The sequence below is a fragment of the Pseudoalteromonas sp. SR43-3 genome, assembly GCF_014163875.1.
In the GTDB taxonomy this organism is placed as follows: Bacteria; Pseudomonadota; Gammaproteobacteria; order Enterobacterales; family Alteromonadaceae; genus Pseudoalteromonas; species Pseudoalteromonas distincta.
Map to the genome: position 1 here is coordinate 500,997 of NZ_JACJEC010000001.1, position 16,550 is coordinate 517,546.

The following is a 16,550-nucleotide window of genomic DNA, read 5'->3' on the forward strand; positions in this document are numbered from 1 at the left end:
GTCAATAATGCCTTAAGTCACTGAAATAAGTTCAACGGTGCCGTCTTCATTTACTTCAGTAATATGGCCATCTGGTTCTCTCATAAAAAACAGTGCAGCTAGACCAAGTAATGCACTACCCGCAATAATGAAAAAGAAAGTTTGATAATCAACAAGTGACAATGCCGTTAAGTACACTACTGCACCTACATTACCGTAAGCACCTGTCATTCCAGCTATTTGCCCAGTTAAACGACGCTTAATTAGCGGTACTGCGGCAAATACAGCGCCTTCACCAGCTTGCACAAAGAACGAACACGCCATAGCCGCAACAACTGCAAGCCATAAAGGCCAAGATGCATCAACCAAGCCCATTACAAAATAACCAACAGCAAGACCTGTCGTAAGTACAATAAGTGTTATACGGCGACCTAATTTATCTGAAATCCAACCGCCACCTGGGCGAGATGCTAAGTTCATAAATGCATAAGCTGAGGCTAAAATACCCGCGTACACCATATCAAGCGCAAACACATCCATAAAAAATAGCGGTAACATAGATACAACTGCAAGCTCAGAACCAAAAGTTGTAAAATATAAAATATTTAAAACAGCCACTTGCTTAAATTCATAACGATGAGACTCAGGTACAGGCTCTTTAAAAATATGACCATTTACGTCAAAGGTTTTATACACTTCGTAAATATAAAGCAGAACTAAAAAAGCATACACGGCAAGTACAAAGTTAGCCGAAATTAGGTTAGCACCAGTTGGTGAAAGCTTCCAAGTAAGTAATGCTAGTGCACCATACATAGGGATTTTCATAATAAGAAGTAATACAAAGTCGCCTTTACTGGTTACTTCCATTGCGCCTACTTTTTTAGGCTTAAAGTATGTACCGCCTTTTGGTGTATCGGTTACATTTAAGTACCAAATAATACCAAATATAACGCTTAATACACCCGTTAAACCTACTGCGTAACGCCAACCATCTTCGCCACCAAACATAAGTGCAATAATTGGCAATAACATAGCCGCTGCTGCTGAACCAAAGTTACCCCAGCCGCCATAAATACCTTCTGCTATGCCCAGCTCGTTAGCAGGAAACCATTCACTCACCATACGAATGCCCACAACAAAGCCAGCACCAATAAAGCCTAGCGCAAAACGCGCTATAGCGGCTTGTTCAAATGTGGTTGCCATAGCAAACATAAAACACGGAATACTACAGGTAATAAGTAGCGCGGCATAAACAATCCGGGGACCAAATTTATCGGTCAGCATACCCACCACAACACGGGCAGGAATAGTTAACGCTACATTTAAAATTAGTAATGTTTTAACTTGTGCCATGGTAATACCAAGCGAGCCCGCAATTGCACCTAATAAAGGAGCATGGTTAAACCATACAAAAAATGACACAAAAAAGACCATCCAACTCAGATGTAATACTTTCATTTTTCCTTTAAAGGATATTAAGTTAAATCCAGAACTCGGTTGCATGTTTATTTCCTCGTAAACGTATTATTGTTTTATAAATGCCCCACTCTTTTATATGAGTAGTAGCTCAAACTTTGTTAAATTTTAGTTAACCAAACACAGCAATTACTGAGCCACTAATTAAAAACCATATATTTCATATGGTTATATGTATTTATTATTTTAATGCGTTATAGTTGCACTATATGAGTGAGGGGGTAAGGGCTGTTACAGTGCAAATAAAAAGCGTTACTACTTGCTCTAGGATTTAACAAATTGGTATTGTTCAAAAAAAGTATGAGATGTTTAAAAATGCAAAAAGCACCGTTAACGTACCAACAGCAACTACGCTATTCTCGGCATATTATGCTGCCGCAGCTTGATATAGACGGACAAGAGAAACTATGGCAATCGCATGCTTTAATTGTTGGTGTGGGTGGGCTTGGATGTGCGGTAAGTCAATATTTAGCGGCATCTGGCGTTGGCACGCTTACCTTAATTGATAACGATGAAATAGACGTGACCAACCTGCAAAGGCAAATACTGTATAAAGAAAGTGATATTGGTAGCTCAAAATGCAGTGCTGCAAAAAAACAGCTTAACGCACTTAATAGTGAAATAGATATAAACACCATTGAGGCATTTTTTGATGTAAATACCTCTACAGAACAGCTATTTAATAACATTGATATAGTGATTGATTGCTCAGATAACCTAGCAACGCGTAATGCACTTAATAGCGCCTGTTTTAAAGCTAAAGTTCCGCTAGTGTCAGGCTCTGCAATACGTATGGAAGGACAAGTCGCGTGTTTTACTATGGATGAAAACAGCCATTGTTATGGTTGTTTATCGCAATTTTTTAGTGAACAAACACAAAGCTGCTCTGAATCTGGTGTGCTTTCTCCTATTGTGGGGTTAATAGGCAGTATTCAGGCAACTGAAGCGCTAAAAATGCTTGCTGGTTTACCCAGCGGCTTAAGCGAACACTTATTGCTGGTAGATGGTTTAAGCATGGAATTTAATCGTTTTAAAATAGCTAAAAATAGCCAATGTGCGATGTGCAGTATTTAGTTATTCTAGATTACTGATTGTTGTATAAAGCACATCGCCCACTTTAAAGTCGTTTTTGTCCCACACTCGTCTTGAAGCCAAGCAATACAAAGTTTGCCCGTCAACATTAAGCGTTAACTGCCACTTATTATTAATAAGCTCAGCTTGAGTTAATACCGACCTTAAAACATTACTGTGCGTTATTTGCTCAGGCTTTAACGCACTAAGCGACATTTGCTCACTTTCTATAATTAGCTTATTACTACTATCGACAAGTGCAGGAAGCACAAAAAGCGGTTGCTCACTTTGCTGTAATTGCAGTTGATATAGCCCGTAGTCTTTATCCAATTTAACCACATCGTAATTAATTAAGCTCAGCGGTGTTTGCCTGTCGTTTGCGTAAATAGCCTTTGCAACGTGCGCACTTGCACCTTGGTTTATCACCTTACCTTTATCAAGCTGAATAAGGGTATCGCAGCAAAATAGCAGCTCTTTTAATGAGTGACTTACTATTATAAATTTAATATTAAACTTAACGGCTAACTCATTGAGTTTAGTGAGCGTTTTAAAACGCAATGACCAATCAAGCGCACTAAAAGGCTCATCAAGCATTATAAATTTTTGACCGGCAAGCAAAGTGCGCGCAAATACTACACGCTGGCGCTCGCCACCCGATAAGCTTTGTACATCACGATTTAGTAAATCTTGTAATTCAAGTGTTTTAACAACGTATTGAAGCGTTAAGCTGGTTTGCTTATTTTCGCAGTGTTTTTGTGTAAACGCTAAATTACCTGCCACATCTAAATGAGGAAACAACGGGCACGATTGCAACTGAAGCGTTATACCGCGTTTATCACTTGGCAACTCATGCACTGGCTGATTATTAATATGAACACTTTTTGCAGGCTCTAAACCACTAATACAACGCAGTAATGTTGACTTACCGGAGCCTGAAGGACCGTAAACACCCAATACATTAAACGACTCAAGCTCAAGGTTTATATCTAAATCAAAATTATTGAGTGCTTTAAAAAGGCTTAACTTAATCATGTTATTGCTTAACCCCTACAATGCTTTTATTAAACTTAAATAACAGCACTAAACAGGCAAACGAAATAGCCAGTAAAATAAGTGAAAGCTGATGCGCCGCCGTATAATTTAACGATTCAACATGGTCATAAAGCGCAATAGACACCACCTGTGTTTGCCCCTGAATATTACCGCCAATCATTAATACCAAACCAAATTCACCCAATGTATGCGCAAAGCCTAAAGCAAATGCGCTACCAATACTGGGTTTTAAAAGCGGAATAATTAAATGCACAAAGCGTTTAAATGGGCTTAATCCAAGCGCAATGGCAGCTTCGTTATAGGTTTGATTAATATGCTTAAACCCAGCCACAAGCGGCTGCATTACAAAAGGCAGCGAATAAAAAAGCGAGCCAATAACCACGCCCTGAAAACTAAACGCAAGCTGCGTACCCGTTAGCCAAAACCAAAACTGCCCAAAAGCGTGATCAGGCGAAAACAAAACAAGTAAATAAAACCCTAACAACGTAGGCGGTAGCACTAAAGGCATTGCAATTAATGCCTCTAAAAATGGTTTAAATTTACCGTTATAGCCAGCGAGCTTGTATGCCAGCGGAATACAAAAAATAAGAAGAAGTACCGCGGTTATAAAGGCAAGTTTTATAGTTAACCACAGCGCGGTTAAATCACTTTGAAGCATTGTTATCCTTTATTCTGTAACCTAATTCAATTAACTGCTGCTGCGTAGCCTGCGTCATTAAAAATTGCATAAGTTGCTTAGCGCTAGCATGCTTTTTAGTCGAGCTAATAATAACGCCTTGTTGAATTATATCGGGATATTGATTGGTAGGCAGCACGGTGTAATCTAAATATTTTTGATCTTGCGTGTTACTGTAAGCCGCCTTTAGGGATGAAACAGCCACCAGCCCTACTCCTACGTTACCACTTTGCACAAACTGAAATGCATGCGTAATGTTATTCCCGTACACATAATTTATTGGTTTTTTAAAATGGTTATTCGCGTAGTGCTCTGAGGCACGTCCGTATGGTGAAAAACGCGGATTAGCAATGGCTACTTTATCATTTACTTTTTCAGCTTTGGGTTGCCACAAAGCAAGTTCGCCTAACGCGTAAGTGATCAAACTACTTTGCTCGGCATAACCTTCTTTAATAAGCGATTGCGGGCGAAAATCGTCGGCCGATAAAAACACATCAAATGGCGCGCCATGCACTATTTGCGAATATAAAACACCGCTAGAAGCGGCTGATATTTTCACGTCAACATTAGGTAATGGGGATTTTTTTAGTAGGGTTTCCAATACAGTTTTAAAATTACTCGCTACGGCTACATGCAGCGTTTCTTTTGCGTTTACGCTGCACGAAAGCATGCATATCACACACAAAAAATAACCCAACCATGTATTGTAAAGCTTTGACATTATAAGTATTGTTTCAAAATAAAATGATTTAAGTAAGCAATATATATGAACGATGTTTGCAATGCACCCGGTTTATTACCAATTGAAACTGCAATACAAAATATACTTGGCACAATAACGCCTGTTAAAGACGTTGAAACCATTTCTATAATGCAAAGTGTTGATCGCGTTTTAGCAAGCGATGTTAAGTCAACTATAAACGTACCCGCTCATAACAACTCAGCAATGGATGGCTATGCGCTGTGTATTTCAGATAAAAGCTTAACCTACACACAAGTAGGCAGCGTGTTTGCAGGTCAAGTTTTTGAAGGAACACTTACCCCAGGGCAATGCGTAAGAATAATGACCGGCGCCGCCATTGCAGCTGGCGCTAACGGCGTTGTAATGCAAGAAAACGCCTCGGTTGATGGCGATAAAATTACGTTTACTGCGCAACCTGAGCTAAATGAAAACGTGCGTTTTGCTGGCGAAGATATTGCTATAGACGACGTTATTTTAAAAGCAGGCGATAAATTAAAAGCCGTTGATGTGGGATTACTGGCATCTTTAGGAATTGCGAATATAGATGTGGTAAGAACCCTAAAAATAGCCGTGCTTTCTACAGGCGATGAGCTAATAGAACCTGGTCAGCCTCTTAAGCAAGGCGCTATTTTTGAAAGCAACCGCGCTGTTATTATTAGTGCGCTGCAACAAAAAAATATAGACGTGCTTGATTTAGGAATAATCCCTGATGACAAAGAACTCATCACTAATGCATTTTTAAAAGCGAACGAACTTGCCGATGCCGTAATAAGCTCAGGCGGTGTATCGGTTGGTGAAGCCGACTTTACCAAAGAAGTGCTCAACGAAATTGGCAATATCCACTTTTGGAAAATAGCCATGAAACCAGGCAAACCTTTTGCCTTTGGTAAATTAAGTAACAGTTACTTTTTTGGCTTGCCAGGTAACCCTGTGTCGGCTGCTGTTACGTTTAATCAGTTAGTAGAGCCTGCACTGCAAAAGCTGTCGGGTCTTGGTGAAGTAAATCCTAAAATGCGCTTTAACGCTGTTACTACATCCGTCATTAAAAAGCGCCCTGGCAGAGCTGACTTTCAGCGCGGTACTGCAACAATTAACGAACAAGGTGACTTGGTAGTTGCCCCGTTTAATAAACAGGGCTCGGGTGTACTTTCGTCGCTTAGTAAAGCTAACTGTTTAATTGTAGTTCCGGCGCAAAGCGGCAATATCGAAAAAGGCGCAACAGTAAGTATTGAGTTGCTATAAAGCCTAAAATGCTACAGCTAACTGTATAATTTAGCTGTAGCGCTGCTGCAAACCTTAAAATATTTTTATATTTAATGTTTGAATTAAACAATTTAACTTTTCGCTACGCCCTACAAACTCTTCCTTACTTAATCTATTAACGCACTTCAGCGCGTTATTAGTCGCAAAGTATCTATCATAACTTAGGCTTCTTTCGCATTTAACACTATACGTTGAGGGCCAAGAGCCACCGGCACCCGTTGCTATGCCAACAACGTTACATGTAGCATCTATATACTGCTCCCATGCTTTTATTTGCGCTTTAACTGCATCTACTTGGTAATCATCAGTTAGTTGCGGGTAGATCTCATCCATCATTTTACTGATTTTAGTTTTGTATCTATTGCCCTCTAAATTATAAGTATTGCCCGTGTGCATTGCACCGCCTTCTGGCCAATCATCAGTACTTTGTGCAAATGCGCCAAATGATGAAATAGCAAAAGCAAACCCAATAATAATTTTATTCATTTTAAATCCCTTTAATACCAATCTGCTTATATATGGGGTCTATTTAACGTTAAGAAAATTACGCTAGAACTAGGCAAAAATTTTTGTATCTAGTTGTTCTAAATAAAAAATTTTTAACGACGTTATAGTGCAATTTAATTCGTTAAATTGATCAAAGATTTATGCAGGTTGGTATAATAGTTAGACCAGATACCTGTAAAAAACGCCTATAAAAAATGCCGCTAAGCTTAACTGAGCGGCATTATATTATTCAATAAGCTTTTAAAGAGGCCTATTAAAAACCAAATATTTTTAAATCAAAAAACTTAGTCGCCACTGTATTTATAAATATTACAGCTAGAATGACAGGAATAAACGTTGAAAGTGAAAAGTTAACGTACTTTTCCATCAAGCTTCCCGCATAATTAGGCGAACCTAAGCTTAGCTCTTGTGTTAAGCGTGCTTTTTTCCAGCGGTACATTACAAACAAACACACCATTAAGCCATTAAGCGGTAAAATTGTGTCGTAAAATACATCAACAATAATATCAAAAAAGCTCTTACTAACGCCGCCATAACTGGTGAAAGATGTAAGGCTGTCAATCATACCAAACGACATTGTACATAAAATAGTAAGTACACCGGTTGAAAGTGTAAGGATACCCAGTGCTTTTTTACGGCTAATACCTTTACGGTCGCTTAGTGTTGCTGTCGGTACCTCCACTATTGAAACAAGTGAAGTAATCGCTGCAAAAAATACCAATAAAAAGAATGAGAACGCAACAATAGACGCACCTACATAGCCAATATCATTTTGCAGTGCTAATAATATTTTAGGTAGGTATACAAAAATCATTGATACGGACGAGTCAGAAAGTGCTGATGGGTCTGTATTTGGGTCAAAGCTAAATATCGCTGGCAACACCATTAGCCCCGCTACAAACGCAACGAGTGAGTCAGTAATAGCAACCATTTTAGCGCTACTGACAATGTCATCCTTTTTAGAAATATACGATGCGTAAGTCATTAAGATACCCATGCCCAAAGATAGCGAGAAAAACGCTTGGCTTAATGCGCCATTTAAGACACTTGCATTCATTTTAGAAAAATCAGGAATAATATAGTATTTAACACCGGCCATTGCGTTATCAAGCGTTAATACATAAGTAACTAGAGCTAGTAGCATAACTAATAAAGCGGGCATTAAAAATTTGGCGGCTTTTTCTATGCCTTGTTTAACACCACCTAACAAAATTAAGTTCACCATAATAACCACAACAGCCATATAACCAAACACAGTGTAACTATTAATAAAAACACCAAAGTGGCCAGGATCTGCAAGTAAATCTAAATTACCGAGGCCTGTTTGCGTTAAATAACCAAAGATCCAAACCGTAATCACCATATAAAATACAGCAATCATAAATGGTGTAAGCACCGCAAAAAACCCAGCTAACTTCCATTTTTTATCGTTATTAGATAATAGTTTGTACGAACCAAGTGGATCTTTTTGAGCGTTACGACCCATTGCCATTTCAGCCATCATGACTGGTAAACAAATGAATATGACAAATAAAGCGTAAATTAATAAGAATGCGCCACCACCATTTTTAGTAGCAGAAACCGGAAAACCAACTAAATTACCAATACCAACAGCTGAACCGGCCGCTGCCATTATGAATCCAAGGCGGGAACTAAATCGTTCTCTATTTTCGCTCATGCATAAAACCTTTTTATTATTTTGTATATTTCAGCGACTCTACCAGTGTTACACAGAGATTTTCAAGCAATTACAGCTTAAAAATAAAATCGAAGTGTAAACCTGTGTAAATACGCTTTTAATTCACCAATTTTCAACGCTGTGGTAGTATTGCGTTAATCAAATTTAACAATTTTTATGAGATTCCTTATGTTGTACATGATTCACTCAACAGACGTTGAAAACAGCTTAGAGCTTAGAAAAGCAGCACGCCCGGCACATTTAGCACGCCTTAGTGAGCTTGATTCACAAAACCGTCTACTTACCGCCGGTCCATTACCGGCAGTCGATAGTGAAGATCCTCAAGAAGCAGGTTTTACCGGTTCATTAGTGGTTGCTGAATTTGAATCAATTGAAGCAGCTCGAGAGTGGGCAGCAGCAGACCCTTACGTTGCCGCTGGCATCTATGAAAATACAATTGTTAAACCTTTTAAAAAGGTATTTCCTGCTTAAAAAGTATTAAACCCTAGAGCGTGCGTTGCACTGTAATTCAGGGTTTGTTCACAGGTTTTTAATTAAAATTATCAGGATAAAAACGAATTTACCGTTTTTACTTGAATTTTAGTAACTTAGTTAATTAAACTAAGTGAGTCTGGTCTAGGAGTTTTCCATTATGCGCGTATTATTAAGCCTCGGTTTTATTGCTTGTGTTAGCTTAGCTAACTTTAGTCAAGCAGCAACCGCCACCCAAGCATCTCATGCTGAGGTGGACAAAAAGAAAGCCGTAATACTCGCAAAGAAAACAATTGGCGGTAAGACCTTAAAAATTACCGAAAAAACAGATTTTTATACCGTACGAATACTCAAATCTGACGGCCACGTCGTTGATTTACATATTAATAAAAAAACCGGCGAAGTGAAAAAGGATTAAAAATGCGAATTTTAGTTATAGAAGACGATTTACATTTAGCAGATAACCTACGTAATGCCTTAGAAAAAGAACGTTACAGCGTGGATTTATGCCACGATGGTGAAGCAGGTCTTTTCCACATTACAGAATACCCGCTTGATATGGCCGTAGTTGATTTAGGTTTACCTAAAATAGACGGTATTGAGCTAATTAATAAAGCACGAGCACAAGGCATTACAATCCCTATTTTAATCTTAACCGCGCGCGATCGCTGGCAAGATAAAGTAGAAGGTTTAGATGCAGGTGCCGATGACTACCTTACTAAGCCATTTCATGTTGAAGAGCTTATTGCCCGTTGTAATGCATTAATTCGTCGCAGTGCTGGTAAAGCAAATCCAGAAATGACTGCAGGTCCAATTAAAATCCATACACGTTCACAACAAGTATGGGTTGATGACAAAGAACTTAGCCTGACAGCTTACGAATATAAAGTACTTGAATACTTAATGGTAAATCCGCAAAAAGTAATTTCTAAATCAGAACTTACTGAGCACATTTACGACCAAGATTTCGACCTTGATTCAAACGTAATTGAAGTATTTGTACTACGTTTGCGTAAAAAGCTTGACCCTGAAGGCGTACTAAACCCAGTAGAAACACTACGAGGGCGTGGTTACAGGCTTAAAAGCCAGTGGTAATACCGCAAATATCGTTAAAAATAAGGCAAGGATTTATCCTTGTCTTTGTTTTGTTAGTCGCACTTCCTATCTTATTTTATTCAATTGGTAAGGCGTATTACGCTTCACTTGTTGATGCGACTGAAAAAACTCTCGAAGCACAGCTTTACTCGCTAATATCTGAAGTCGACTTTACTGAGCATGGTATTATTATGCCAAGCACTATTTTAGCGCCTGAGTTAAACAGATTAAATTCAGATACCTACGCAATGATTTACCGAGATGATGATCCTGTTTGGAACTCAGAATCGGCTGTAAACTTAAACTATGTACCTCAACAAATAGAAACCAAAGCCGGTGCTGCCGATTTCAGGCGCGTGGAGTATAATAACACCGCGTACTGGCAACTTAGCCTGACTGTAATTTTAAATAACATAGATCAATCAGAACAAGCTCGCTTTATATTAGTTAAACGTAATGACGCTCTACTTCGTTTAATGGATGGCTTTAAGCAAACCCTTGTAGATTGGATGTTTATAATGGGCATTGCAATTGCAGGCCTGATGGCGATTGGTTTTATTTGGAGCGCTCGCCCACTCCAACGACTCGATAAAGAAATAAAAGCAATTGAATCGGGTGATATTCAAGAAATTAAAGGCCTCTACCCTGTAGAACTGCAAACAATAAAAGCAGATCTAAACTTGCTACTTGAGTCGCAACAACGCCAAAAAGAGCGCTACAGAGCCTCATTAAGCGACCTTGCTCATGCACTTAAAACACCGCTTGCGGTACTTAAATCAAGTCCATTGGCAAACGATGCCGATGCACAAGAACAACTCGACCGAATTAATGTGATGATCGAGCACCAATTAAAGCGTGCTGCAACCGGTGCATCAGACACCTGGAAAAAACAAACACCTATTAAGCCAGTACTCGATTCAATACTCAGTGCTATGGCAAAAGTGTACCGTGATAAAGATATTATTTTTACCTGCACCGTAACCGAAAAAGATTACTTTTTAGGTGACCAAACAGATTTAATGGAATTACTTGGTAACCTGATTGATAACGCCTGTAAAGCGTGTCGCTCACAAGTAGCAATACAAGTTATTCAAAGCAAAACTTTGTGTATTGGAATTAGCGATGATGGCCCTGGCGTACCAGAGGACAAACGTGAATCTCTACTTACACGGGGTACTCGTCTGGATACATACGAAAGTGGACACGGCGTAGGGATGGCAATTGTATCTGACTTGGTTAAGTCCTATCGCGGTACACTTACCATTACAGAAGCTGATAACTTAGGCGGCGCTCAATTTATTTTAGAGTTTAATTACAATGACAAAAAGTAACCATTTATTACAACTAACTGCCATTGTGTTATTAGCTTCAAGCCAATACAGCTTTGCAGATGAGACATGTACTTTAGCCGCTAAAGCAACAACCGATGAAGCTAAGCGATATATTCAATGCCTAGATAGCCAAATTGATAAAGCAAAACAAGCACAAGGTAGTTGGATACAAAAGCGTAAATATGAGCTAACTCAATCACAAGAAAGCACAGGCAATACGCAAGTGCTGCCGTTATTTATGCGCAGCATTAAAAATAATGAAAAGTACCTTGAGAGCGCCTGCCAATGGCGTTACTTAATAAAACTTCCTAATGCGACAACCGCAGCCATTAGCTATAAACTGTGTGAAATTGAGCTTATAAATCAATTTACAGAATCACTAAAACACCCATTTTGACGTAACTTAAGCACACTAAACTAGTTACGTTTCTTTACTCACTCCCTTTAGCTTACTTGACAATTTATTCATATCAAAACAAACTACCTACTAGTAGATTGCTAAAAACTAATGGATAAACAGATGACTAAACCAGTAATTATTATAGGTGGCGGACTTGCTGGTTTGTACAGTGCGTATAAATTACAACTACTTAATATTGAGTACTTATTATTAGAAGCTAAATCGCAATTAGGTGGCCGAATTTTTGCCGCGCAATCACCAATAAATAACGATGTTAGTTTTGATTTGGGTCCTACGTGGATATTTCCCCACCAACCAAAAATTCAAGCGCTAATTAAGTCACTCAACTTAAGTATATTTGAGCAATACAATAAAGGTGATGTGTTATATCAAGCACCTAACTCCAAGCAACCTCAACAAATTGCAGGCGCTGGAGATATGCAACTATTTAGACTCAAACATAGCATGAATACCTTAATAACTGCCTTATACGAGAAACTTAATCCTAATTCAGTGCTATTAGAACACAATGTCATTGAGCTTAAAAAGAACGATAATAGCTGGCAAGTTACTGTTAATCACTTAGGCAATATAAAGCACTTTACTACTGGCAAATTAATTTCAGCAATTCCTCCTCGTATGATTACAACGCATTTAACACCTGAACTATGGGCGACTCCAACACTCATAAACCGCCTCAGTAGTGTACCTACATGGATGGCAGGACAAGCCAAGTTTATAGCTACTTTTGAACATGCATTTTGGCGTGATAAAAACTTATCTGGGCAATGCTTTAGCCGCGTAGGCCCTATGGTCGAAATTCACGATGCCAGTGCTGAGGATAGTAATTACGCCGCATTATTTGGCTTTATAGGTGTCCCCTACTTATCACGAAACCAAGTAACTCAAGAGCAATTAATTCAAGCCTGTGCCCAACAGCTCAGCTACTTTTATGGTAAGGATGCTGAAAAGGCAACCGGATACTTTATTAAAGACTGGGCAGAGGATAAATTTGTAGCTAATAGAGACGATCAAACTCAGCCTTCACAGCACCCAGAATTTGATTTTTCAAACTTGGAAGAGCAATTAAGTAACCTCAATATTCATTTTGTAGCGAGTGAGTTTGCAAAACAAGAAGCTGGATATTTAGAAGGCGCAATAAACGCTGTGGATGACGCAATTAAATCGTTTATTAATTAATAGCCCTGTATTTATTGATAACTTAACCATCAAGGGTTTTAATTTTACAGCCCTTGATGGTTATAAATGTTAGTTGTTTTTAGTAACGTCTTCACCACTGCCTAGTAAAGTGGCAACCCACTTACCTTCTGCACTGGCTTCTAGGGCTATTTTTACAATCATTGTTAATGGTACAGATAAAAGCATACCCACAGTACCTAATAACCAGCCCCAAAATATTAATGATAAAAACACCACTAACGTTGAAAGACCCAGCCCTTTACCCAAAAATTTAGGCTCTACAATATTACCCATTACCGTATTTATTGTTAAATATCCTGCAGCAACAAGTCCTGCCACTAATGGGCCTTGAGTAATAAGGGCAAGTAATACAGCTGGTACAGCCGCAATAATTGAACCTATATTTGGAATGTAATTGAACATAAATGCCAAAACGCCCCAAAGCACAAAGTAGTCAACGTCTAAAATCCATAAATAAAACGCAGCAATAATACCCGTCCCTAAACTTACTAGCGTTTTAATTGCCAAGTATGAATTAATAGATTCTAAAAAGCGGTCAATTTGCTTCATTTTACTATCAGGGTCTTCAAGTGCCATATGTATTTTCTTGCTCAGCATTGGCCCTTCAAAAAGCATAAAAACAACCGTTAAAATAATTAAAAACATATTTGCCATTACGCCACCTAATCCAGTGAGCATATTAGTGGCCACATCAACCATTTTGCCAGGGTCGAACATATTGATTAACTGATCTTTATTGATCAGTATGTTGTATTGAGATGCTAAATCGACCAGCCACACAAATTCTTCTTTAAGTTGTGTTTTATACTCAGGAAGCTGCTGAGAAAAATCGTTGATAGATTGCCCTACAAGCCCGCCAAGGCTTACCCCTAAGCCAACTATAATCAGCACGACCAACATAACAGCAATGCCTTTAGGAATTTTGTAGCGCGCAAAAAACTTGATAAGCGGGTTACAAATAATGGCAATAAATGCCGCCAAAATAAACGGAATAATAATTACACTCGCGGCTTTTATTCCAGCGAGGACCACTACTAAGGAAGCAAAAACTATTAAGCTTTTATTTACTCCAGTTAAACTTGCCAATTTATTAATCCTTTTATTAACTATATCGTCCCAGTGTAAGGCAAAAGGTAATTAAATGAAATAATTACGAAGTGATCATAAAAGCCTGTTTTACGTATAAATTTGCAAAGCTGTTTGCTAGCGAGTATGTTTTTTAATCACTTGCTTCTATTTTATTGTAAGGATGAATAATGCATATATTTATAACTGGCGCGACCGGATTAATTGGTAAGCACTTATGCCCTTTTTTACTTCATCATAATACTGTTACTGTACTTAGCCGCAATCCAACTAAAGCAAACGTATTATTAGGCCACAAAGTTAAAGCCGTAAGTGACATTAGTGATGTTGACTTTAACACTGTTGATATCGTTATTAATCTCGCTGGCGAGCCGATTGTAAATAAACGCTGGAGCGACAAACAAAAGCAAATAATACGAAACAGTCGTATTGATATTACACAGCAAATTAGTCAAGCGATTAAAGCCTGTAGTATACCCCCGCATACTTTTATATCTGGCAGTGCAATTGGTTTTTATGGTCGACAAAATAGTAATCCTATTGATGAAACTTTTGAACGCCCACACGATGAATTTAGCCACCAGCTTTGTAAAGACTGGGAAAATGCAGCACTACTCGCCCAATCAGAACAAACCAGAGTATGCCTTTTGCGAACAGGTATTGTTTTAGCTAAAAAAGGAGGTGCACTTGGAAAAATGTTACCTGCTTTTAAATTATGCCTGGGTGGCCCGATTGGTAATGGCGAGCAAGGCATGTCGTGGATACACATCGACGATATGATTCAGCTAATACTCTTTATTATTAAACACCCAGAAATATCAGGCCCTGTTAACGCAACAGCACCCAACCCTGTAAGCAATGCTCAATTTAGTAAAAGCTTAGGCGAGGCGCTCTCTCGACCTGCATTTATCACTATGCCAACCCCAGTACTTAAACTATTAATGGGTGAAATGTCAGACTTACTAACAACGGGGCAATTTGTAATCCCTAAAAAGGCACTCGTTAACAATTATCGTTTTCATCATCCTGATATAAAATCGGCTTTAGAGAGCTTGGTTTAGCGGGCGTTAATATTCGTTCAGTTAAAATCCCTTTCAAATTAGATATATGGGTAAATTACTACTTTTTACCCATATTGACCTTTAAACATTAATACATAATAATCAGCAAGTTTTCCACACCAACCACGCCTATCTTTAATAAAAGAGAATCTTAAATGCTACACCTGCCTACTGTGATCAGTCTCTCTTTTATTCTTAACGTATTAATAGGCTTGTTTTTTTTATCCGTACATAACTTTAAAAAACAAACATCATTTTTATTATTTGGCCTAGCATGCATTACCTTTGCATTTGCCGAGTTACTTGCCTGTTTAAAGTTAGTAATAGACGCGCCTTTTATTACACACTATTTGGCTGATATTTTTATATTACTAAGTCCATTGTTAATTATTATTGGGTTAAATAAATATAAGCACAGTAAGGCACTAAACTTAAGACCTCTTTATTGTCTCCTTGGATTAACGGGGGTTGCTTTATTACCCATATATTCAGACCCTGCAGGGCAAATGCTGACAAGCTTAATTATTTCGGTTTTATACCTATATTCCGCATATATTATTAAGCAGATGAACTTTGTAGCCACTTTGCAAAAAAAAGCGCTGATAGTTTGTTTTTCAATTCACAGCATTTTAATGCTCATACAAACAACACTATTGGCAATATCTATTTTTAGTATTAATTCGCCAAACTACATAGAGCCACTGCAACTTATCTTAAGTAGTCATTTAATTTTGGCCACTTGTAGCGCACTAATATTGCCATACCTGCTGGCTTCTAATACAGAGCATACACTTTCAAGCCTTGCTAACACCGATACTTTAAGCCAATTACTTAATCGCCGTGGCTTTTTTACAAAAAGTAAAGAAGCACTAAGTGATCCTAAGAATATAGACAAAAATGTGTCTGTTATTTTGCTCGATATTGATTTTTTTAAACGTGTAAACGATCAGTTTGGTCACGAAGCGGGCGACCACGCAATTAAGTGGATATCTCACTTTATTAAAGAGCAATTTTTAAATGTAGGTATTAGTGCCAGAATTGGCGGAGAAGAATTTGCCATTTTACTACCTGATTACACCCTTAGTGCAGCAAAAAGTGATGCTGAGCTATTAAGAAAGAATATAAGCACTCAAGCTTTTTATCATGAAAATCAGCATATAAAACTTTCCGTAAGCGCTGGGGTAAGTAATGCAATTAATGGGAATGCAACTATAAAAGAGCTGCTCGCTTATGCCGATAAACGCCTTTACTTAGCTAAAGAAACAGGCCGAGACAAAGTAGTAACCTTTGATGAAAAAAGCTTACTCACGAAAAGTTAATTGCTTTTAAGTGACTTATAAGCGCATTAAAAACAACTATATTTACACTACCATATTTTATCTAGCTAACACCTATCCATAAAAAAAGCCCTTCATTAGA

17 protein-coding genes are annotated in these 16,550 nt (G+C 38.2%); 10 read left to right on the top strand and 7 right to left on the bottom strand.

Annotation, left to right across the window (positions count from 1 at the left end; all coding sequences use genetic code 11):
• Window positions 1-12: 12 nt before the first annotated feature.
• Window positions 13-1,482: a NarK family nitrate/nitrite MFS transporter gene (locus H5088_RS02210; RefSeq protein WP_024595623.1), complete on the bottom strand. Its 1,470-nt coding sequence runs from the start codon at window positions 1,480-1,482 to the stop codon at window positions 13-15.
• 288 nt (window positions 1,483-1,770) lie between these two features.
• Between H5088_RS02210 and moeB the strand changes: the two genes are divergently transcribed.
• Window positions 1,771-2,529, top strand: a complete 759-nt coding sequence (gene moeB / locus H5088_RS02215) for a molybdopterin-synthase adenylyltransferase MoeB (protein WP_182752109.1) — start codon at window positions 1,771-1,773, stop codon at window positions 2,527-2,529.
• Here moeB and H5088_RS02220 read toward each other — a convergent pair whose 3' ends face one another.
• The 3 genes from H5088_RS02220 to modA are packed head-to-tail and all read right to left on the bottom strand — an operon-like array spanning window position 2,530 to window position 4,925.
• Window positions 2,530-3,558 (bottom strand): ATP-binding cassette domain-containing protein, encoded by a 1,029-nt coding sequence (locus H5088_RS02220; protein ID WP_182752110.1) that lies wholly within the window; start codon window positions 3,556-3,558, stop codon window positions 2,530-2,532.
• Window position 3,559: 1 nt separating this feature from the next.
• A complete protein-coding gene (gene modB / locus H5088_RS02225) occupies window positions 3,560-4,237 on the bottom strand; it encodes a molybdate ABC transporter permease subunit (RefSeq protein ID WP_007375247.1) in 678 nt (225 codons plus the stop codon).
• Window positions 4,224-4,925: a molybdate ABC transporter substrate-binding protein gene (gene modA, locus H5088_RS02230; protein ID WP_024606456.1), complete on the bottom strand. Its 702-nt coding sequence runs from the start codon at window positions 4,923-4,925 to the stop codon at window positions 4,224-4,226. Before modA ends, modB begins: the two co-directional genes overlap by 14 nt.
• Window positions 4,926-5,021: 96 nt before the next feature.
• Here modA and glp point away from each other — a divergent pair, with 96 nt between their 5' ends.
• The gene (glp, locus tag H5088_RS02235) at window positions 5,022-6,239 is read left to right on the top strand and encodes a gephyrin-like molybdotransferase Glp (RefSeq protein ID WP_182752111.1); all 1,218 of its coding nucleotides are present in this window, start codon (window positions 5,022-5,024) and stop codon (window positions 6,237-6,239) included.
• Window positions 6,240-6,293: 54 nt separating this feature from the next.
• Here the strand turns inward: glp and H5088_RS02240 are convergent, their stop codons facing one another.
• Together H5088_RS02240 and H5088_RS02245 are read right to left on the bottom strand one after the other, a co-directional pair.
• Complete coding sequence (locus tag H5088_RS02240; protein ID WP_182752112.1) at window positions 6,294-6,746, bottom strand: hypothetical protein; 453 nt, start codon at window positions 6,744-6,746, stop codon at window positions 6,294-6,296.
• Between the two features lie 274 nt (window positions 6,747-7,020).
• Complete coding sequence (locus H5088_RS02245; protein WP_024606454.1) at window positions 7,021-8,445, bottom strand: sodium-dependent transporter; 1,425 nt, start codon at window positions 8,443-8,445, stop codon at window positions 7,021-7,023.
• A 189-nt stretch (window positions 8,446-8,634) separates the two neighbouring features.
• On the opposite strand from H5088_RS02245, the gene H5088_RS02250 reads away from it, so the two are divergent.
• From H5088_RS02250 to H5088_RS02275, 6 genes are all read left to right on the top strand, one after another.
• Window positions 8,635-8,937 carry a YciI family protein gene (locus H5088_RS02250; protein WP_024599115.1) on the top strand — a complete coding sequence of 101 codons (303 nt, stop codon included), beginning with the start codon at window positions 8,635-8,637 and terminating at the stop codon, window positions 8,935-8,937.
• Window positions 8,938-9,097: 160 nt separating this feature from the next.
• Window positions 9,098-9,355 (top strand): PepSY domain-containing protein, encoded by a 258-nt coding sequence (locus tag H5088_RS02255; protein WP_024594903.1) that lies wholly within the window; start codon window positions 9,098-9,100, stop codon window positions 9,353-9,355.
• Between the two features lie 2 nt (window positions 9,356-9,357).
• Window positions 9,358-10,032 carry a response regulator transcription factor gene (locus H5088_RS02260; protein ID WP_007375447.1) on the top strand — a complete coding sequence of 225 codons (675 nt, stop codon included), beginning with the start codon at window positions 9,358-9,360 and terminating at the stop codon, window positions 10,030-10,032.
• Entirely contained in the window at window positions 10,026-11,363 is a 1,338-nt protein-coding gene (locus H5088_RS02265) for an ATP-binding protein (protein WP_002959804.1), read from the top strand. The genes H5088_RS02260 and H5088_RS02265 overlap by 7 nt, the downstream gene beginning before the upstream one ends.
• Entirely contained in the window at window positions 11,350-11,760 is a 411-nt protein-coding gene (locus H5088_RS02270) for a hypothetical protein (protein WP_182752113.1), read from the top strand. Before H5088_RS02265 ends, H5088_RS02270 begins: the two co-directional genes overlap by 14 nt.
• A 123-nt stretch (window positions 11,761-11,883) precedes the next feature.
• Complete coding sequence (locus H5088_RS02275) at window positions 11,884-12,963, top strand: FAD-dependent oxidoreductase (protein ID WP_182752114.1); 1,080 nt, start codon at window positions 11,884-11,886, stop codon at window positions 12,961-12,963.
• 69 nt (window positions 12,964-13,032) lie between these two features.
• On the opposite strand, the gene H5088_RS02280 is transcribed toward H5088_RS02275, so the two are convergent.
• Window positions 13,033-14,070: an AI-2E family transporter gene (locus tag H5088_RS02280; protein ID WP_024595420.1), complete on the bottom strand. Its 1,038-nt coding sequence runs from the start codon at window positions 14,068-14,070 to the stop codon at window positions 13,033-13,035.
• Between the two features lie 170 nt (window positions 14,071-14,240).
• Between H5088_RS02280 and H5088_RS02285 the strand changes: the two genes are divergently transcribed.
• A complete protein-coding gene (locus tag H5088_RS02285; RefSeq protein WP_182692544.1) occupies window positions 14,241-15,131 on the top strand; it encodes a TIGR01777 family oxidoreductase in 891 nt (296 codons plus the stop codon).
• 155 nt (window positions 15,132-15,286) lie between these two features.
• Window positions 15,287-16,450 carry a GGDEF domain-containing protein gene (locus tag H5088_RS02290; RefSeq protein ID WP_182752115.1) on the top strand — a complete coding sequence of 388 codons (1,164 nt, stop codon included), beginning with the start codon at window positions 15,287-15,289 and terminating at the stop codon, window positions 16,448-16,450.
• The last annotated feature ends 100 nt before the right edge of the window (window positions 16,451-16,550 follow it).

Excerpts from the sequence above, each read along its gene's own strand:
- H5088_RS02210 (WP_024595623.1), bottom strand. The coding sequence starts at position 1,482 with ATGCAACCGAGTTCTGGATTTAACTTAATATCCTTTAAAGGAAAAATG.
- moeB (WP_182752109.1), top strand. The coding sequence starts at position 1,771 with ATGCAAAAAGCACCGTTAACGTACCAACAGCAACTACGCTATTCTCGG.
- H5088_RS02220 (WP_182752110.1), bottom strand. The coding sequence starts at position 3,558 with ATGATTAAGTTAAGCCTTTTTAAAGCACTCAATAATTTTGATTTAGAT.
- modB (WP_007375247.1), bottom strand. The coding sequence starts at position 4,237 with ATGCTTCAAAGTGATTTAACCGCGCTGTGGTTAACTATAAAACTTGCC.
- modA (WP_024606456.1), bottom strand. The coding sequence starts at position 4,925 with ATGCTTTCGTGCAGCGTAAACGCAAAAGAAACGCTGCATGTAGCCGTA.
- glp (WP_182752111.1), top strand. The coding sequence starts at position 5,022 with ATGAACGATGTTTGCAATGCACCCGGTTTATTACCAATTGAAACTGCA.
- H5088_RS02240 (WP_182752112.1), bottom strand. The coding sequence starts at position 6,746 with ATGAATAAAATTATTATTGGGTTTGCTTTTGCTATTTCATCATTTGGC.
- H5088_RS02245 (WP_024606454.1), bottom strand. The coding sequence starts at position 8,445 with ATGAGCGAAAATAGAGAACGATTTAGTTCCCGCCTTGGATTCATAATG.
- H5088_RS02250 (WP_024599115.1), top strand. The coding sequence starts at position 8,635 with ATGTTGTACATGATTCACTCAACAGACGTTGAAAACAGCTTAGAGCTT.
- H5088_RS02255 (WP_024594903.1), top strand. The coding sequence starts at position 9,098 with ATGCGCGTATTATTAAGCCTCGGTTTTATTGCTTGTGTTAGCTTAGCT.
- H5088_RS02260 (WP_007375447.1), top strand. The coding sequence starts at position 9,358 with ATGCGAATTTTAGTTATAGAAGACGATTTACATTTAGCAGATAACCTA.
- H5088_RS02270 (WP_182752113.1), top strand. The coding sequence starts at position 11,350 with ATGACAAAAAGTAACCATTTATTACAACTAACTGCCATTGTGTTATTA.
- H5088_RS02275 (WP_182752114.1), top strand. The coding sequence starts at position 11,884 with ATGACTAAACCAGTAATTATTATAGGTGGCGGACTTGCTGGTTTGTAC.
- H5088_RS02285 (WP_182692544.1), top strand. The coding sequence starts at position 14,241 with ATGCATATATTTATAACTGGCGCGACCGGATTAATTGGTAAGCACTTA.
- H5088_RS02290 (WP_182752115.1), top strand. The coding sequence starts at position 15,287 with ATGCTACACCTGCCTACTGTGATCAGTCTCTCTTTTATTCTTAACGTA.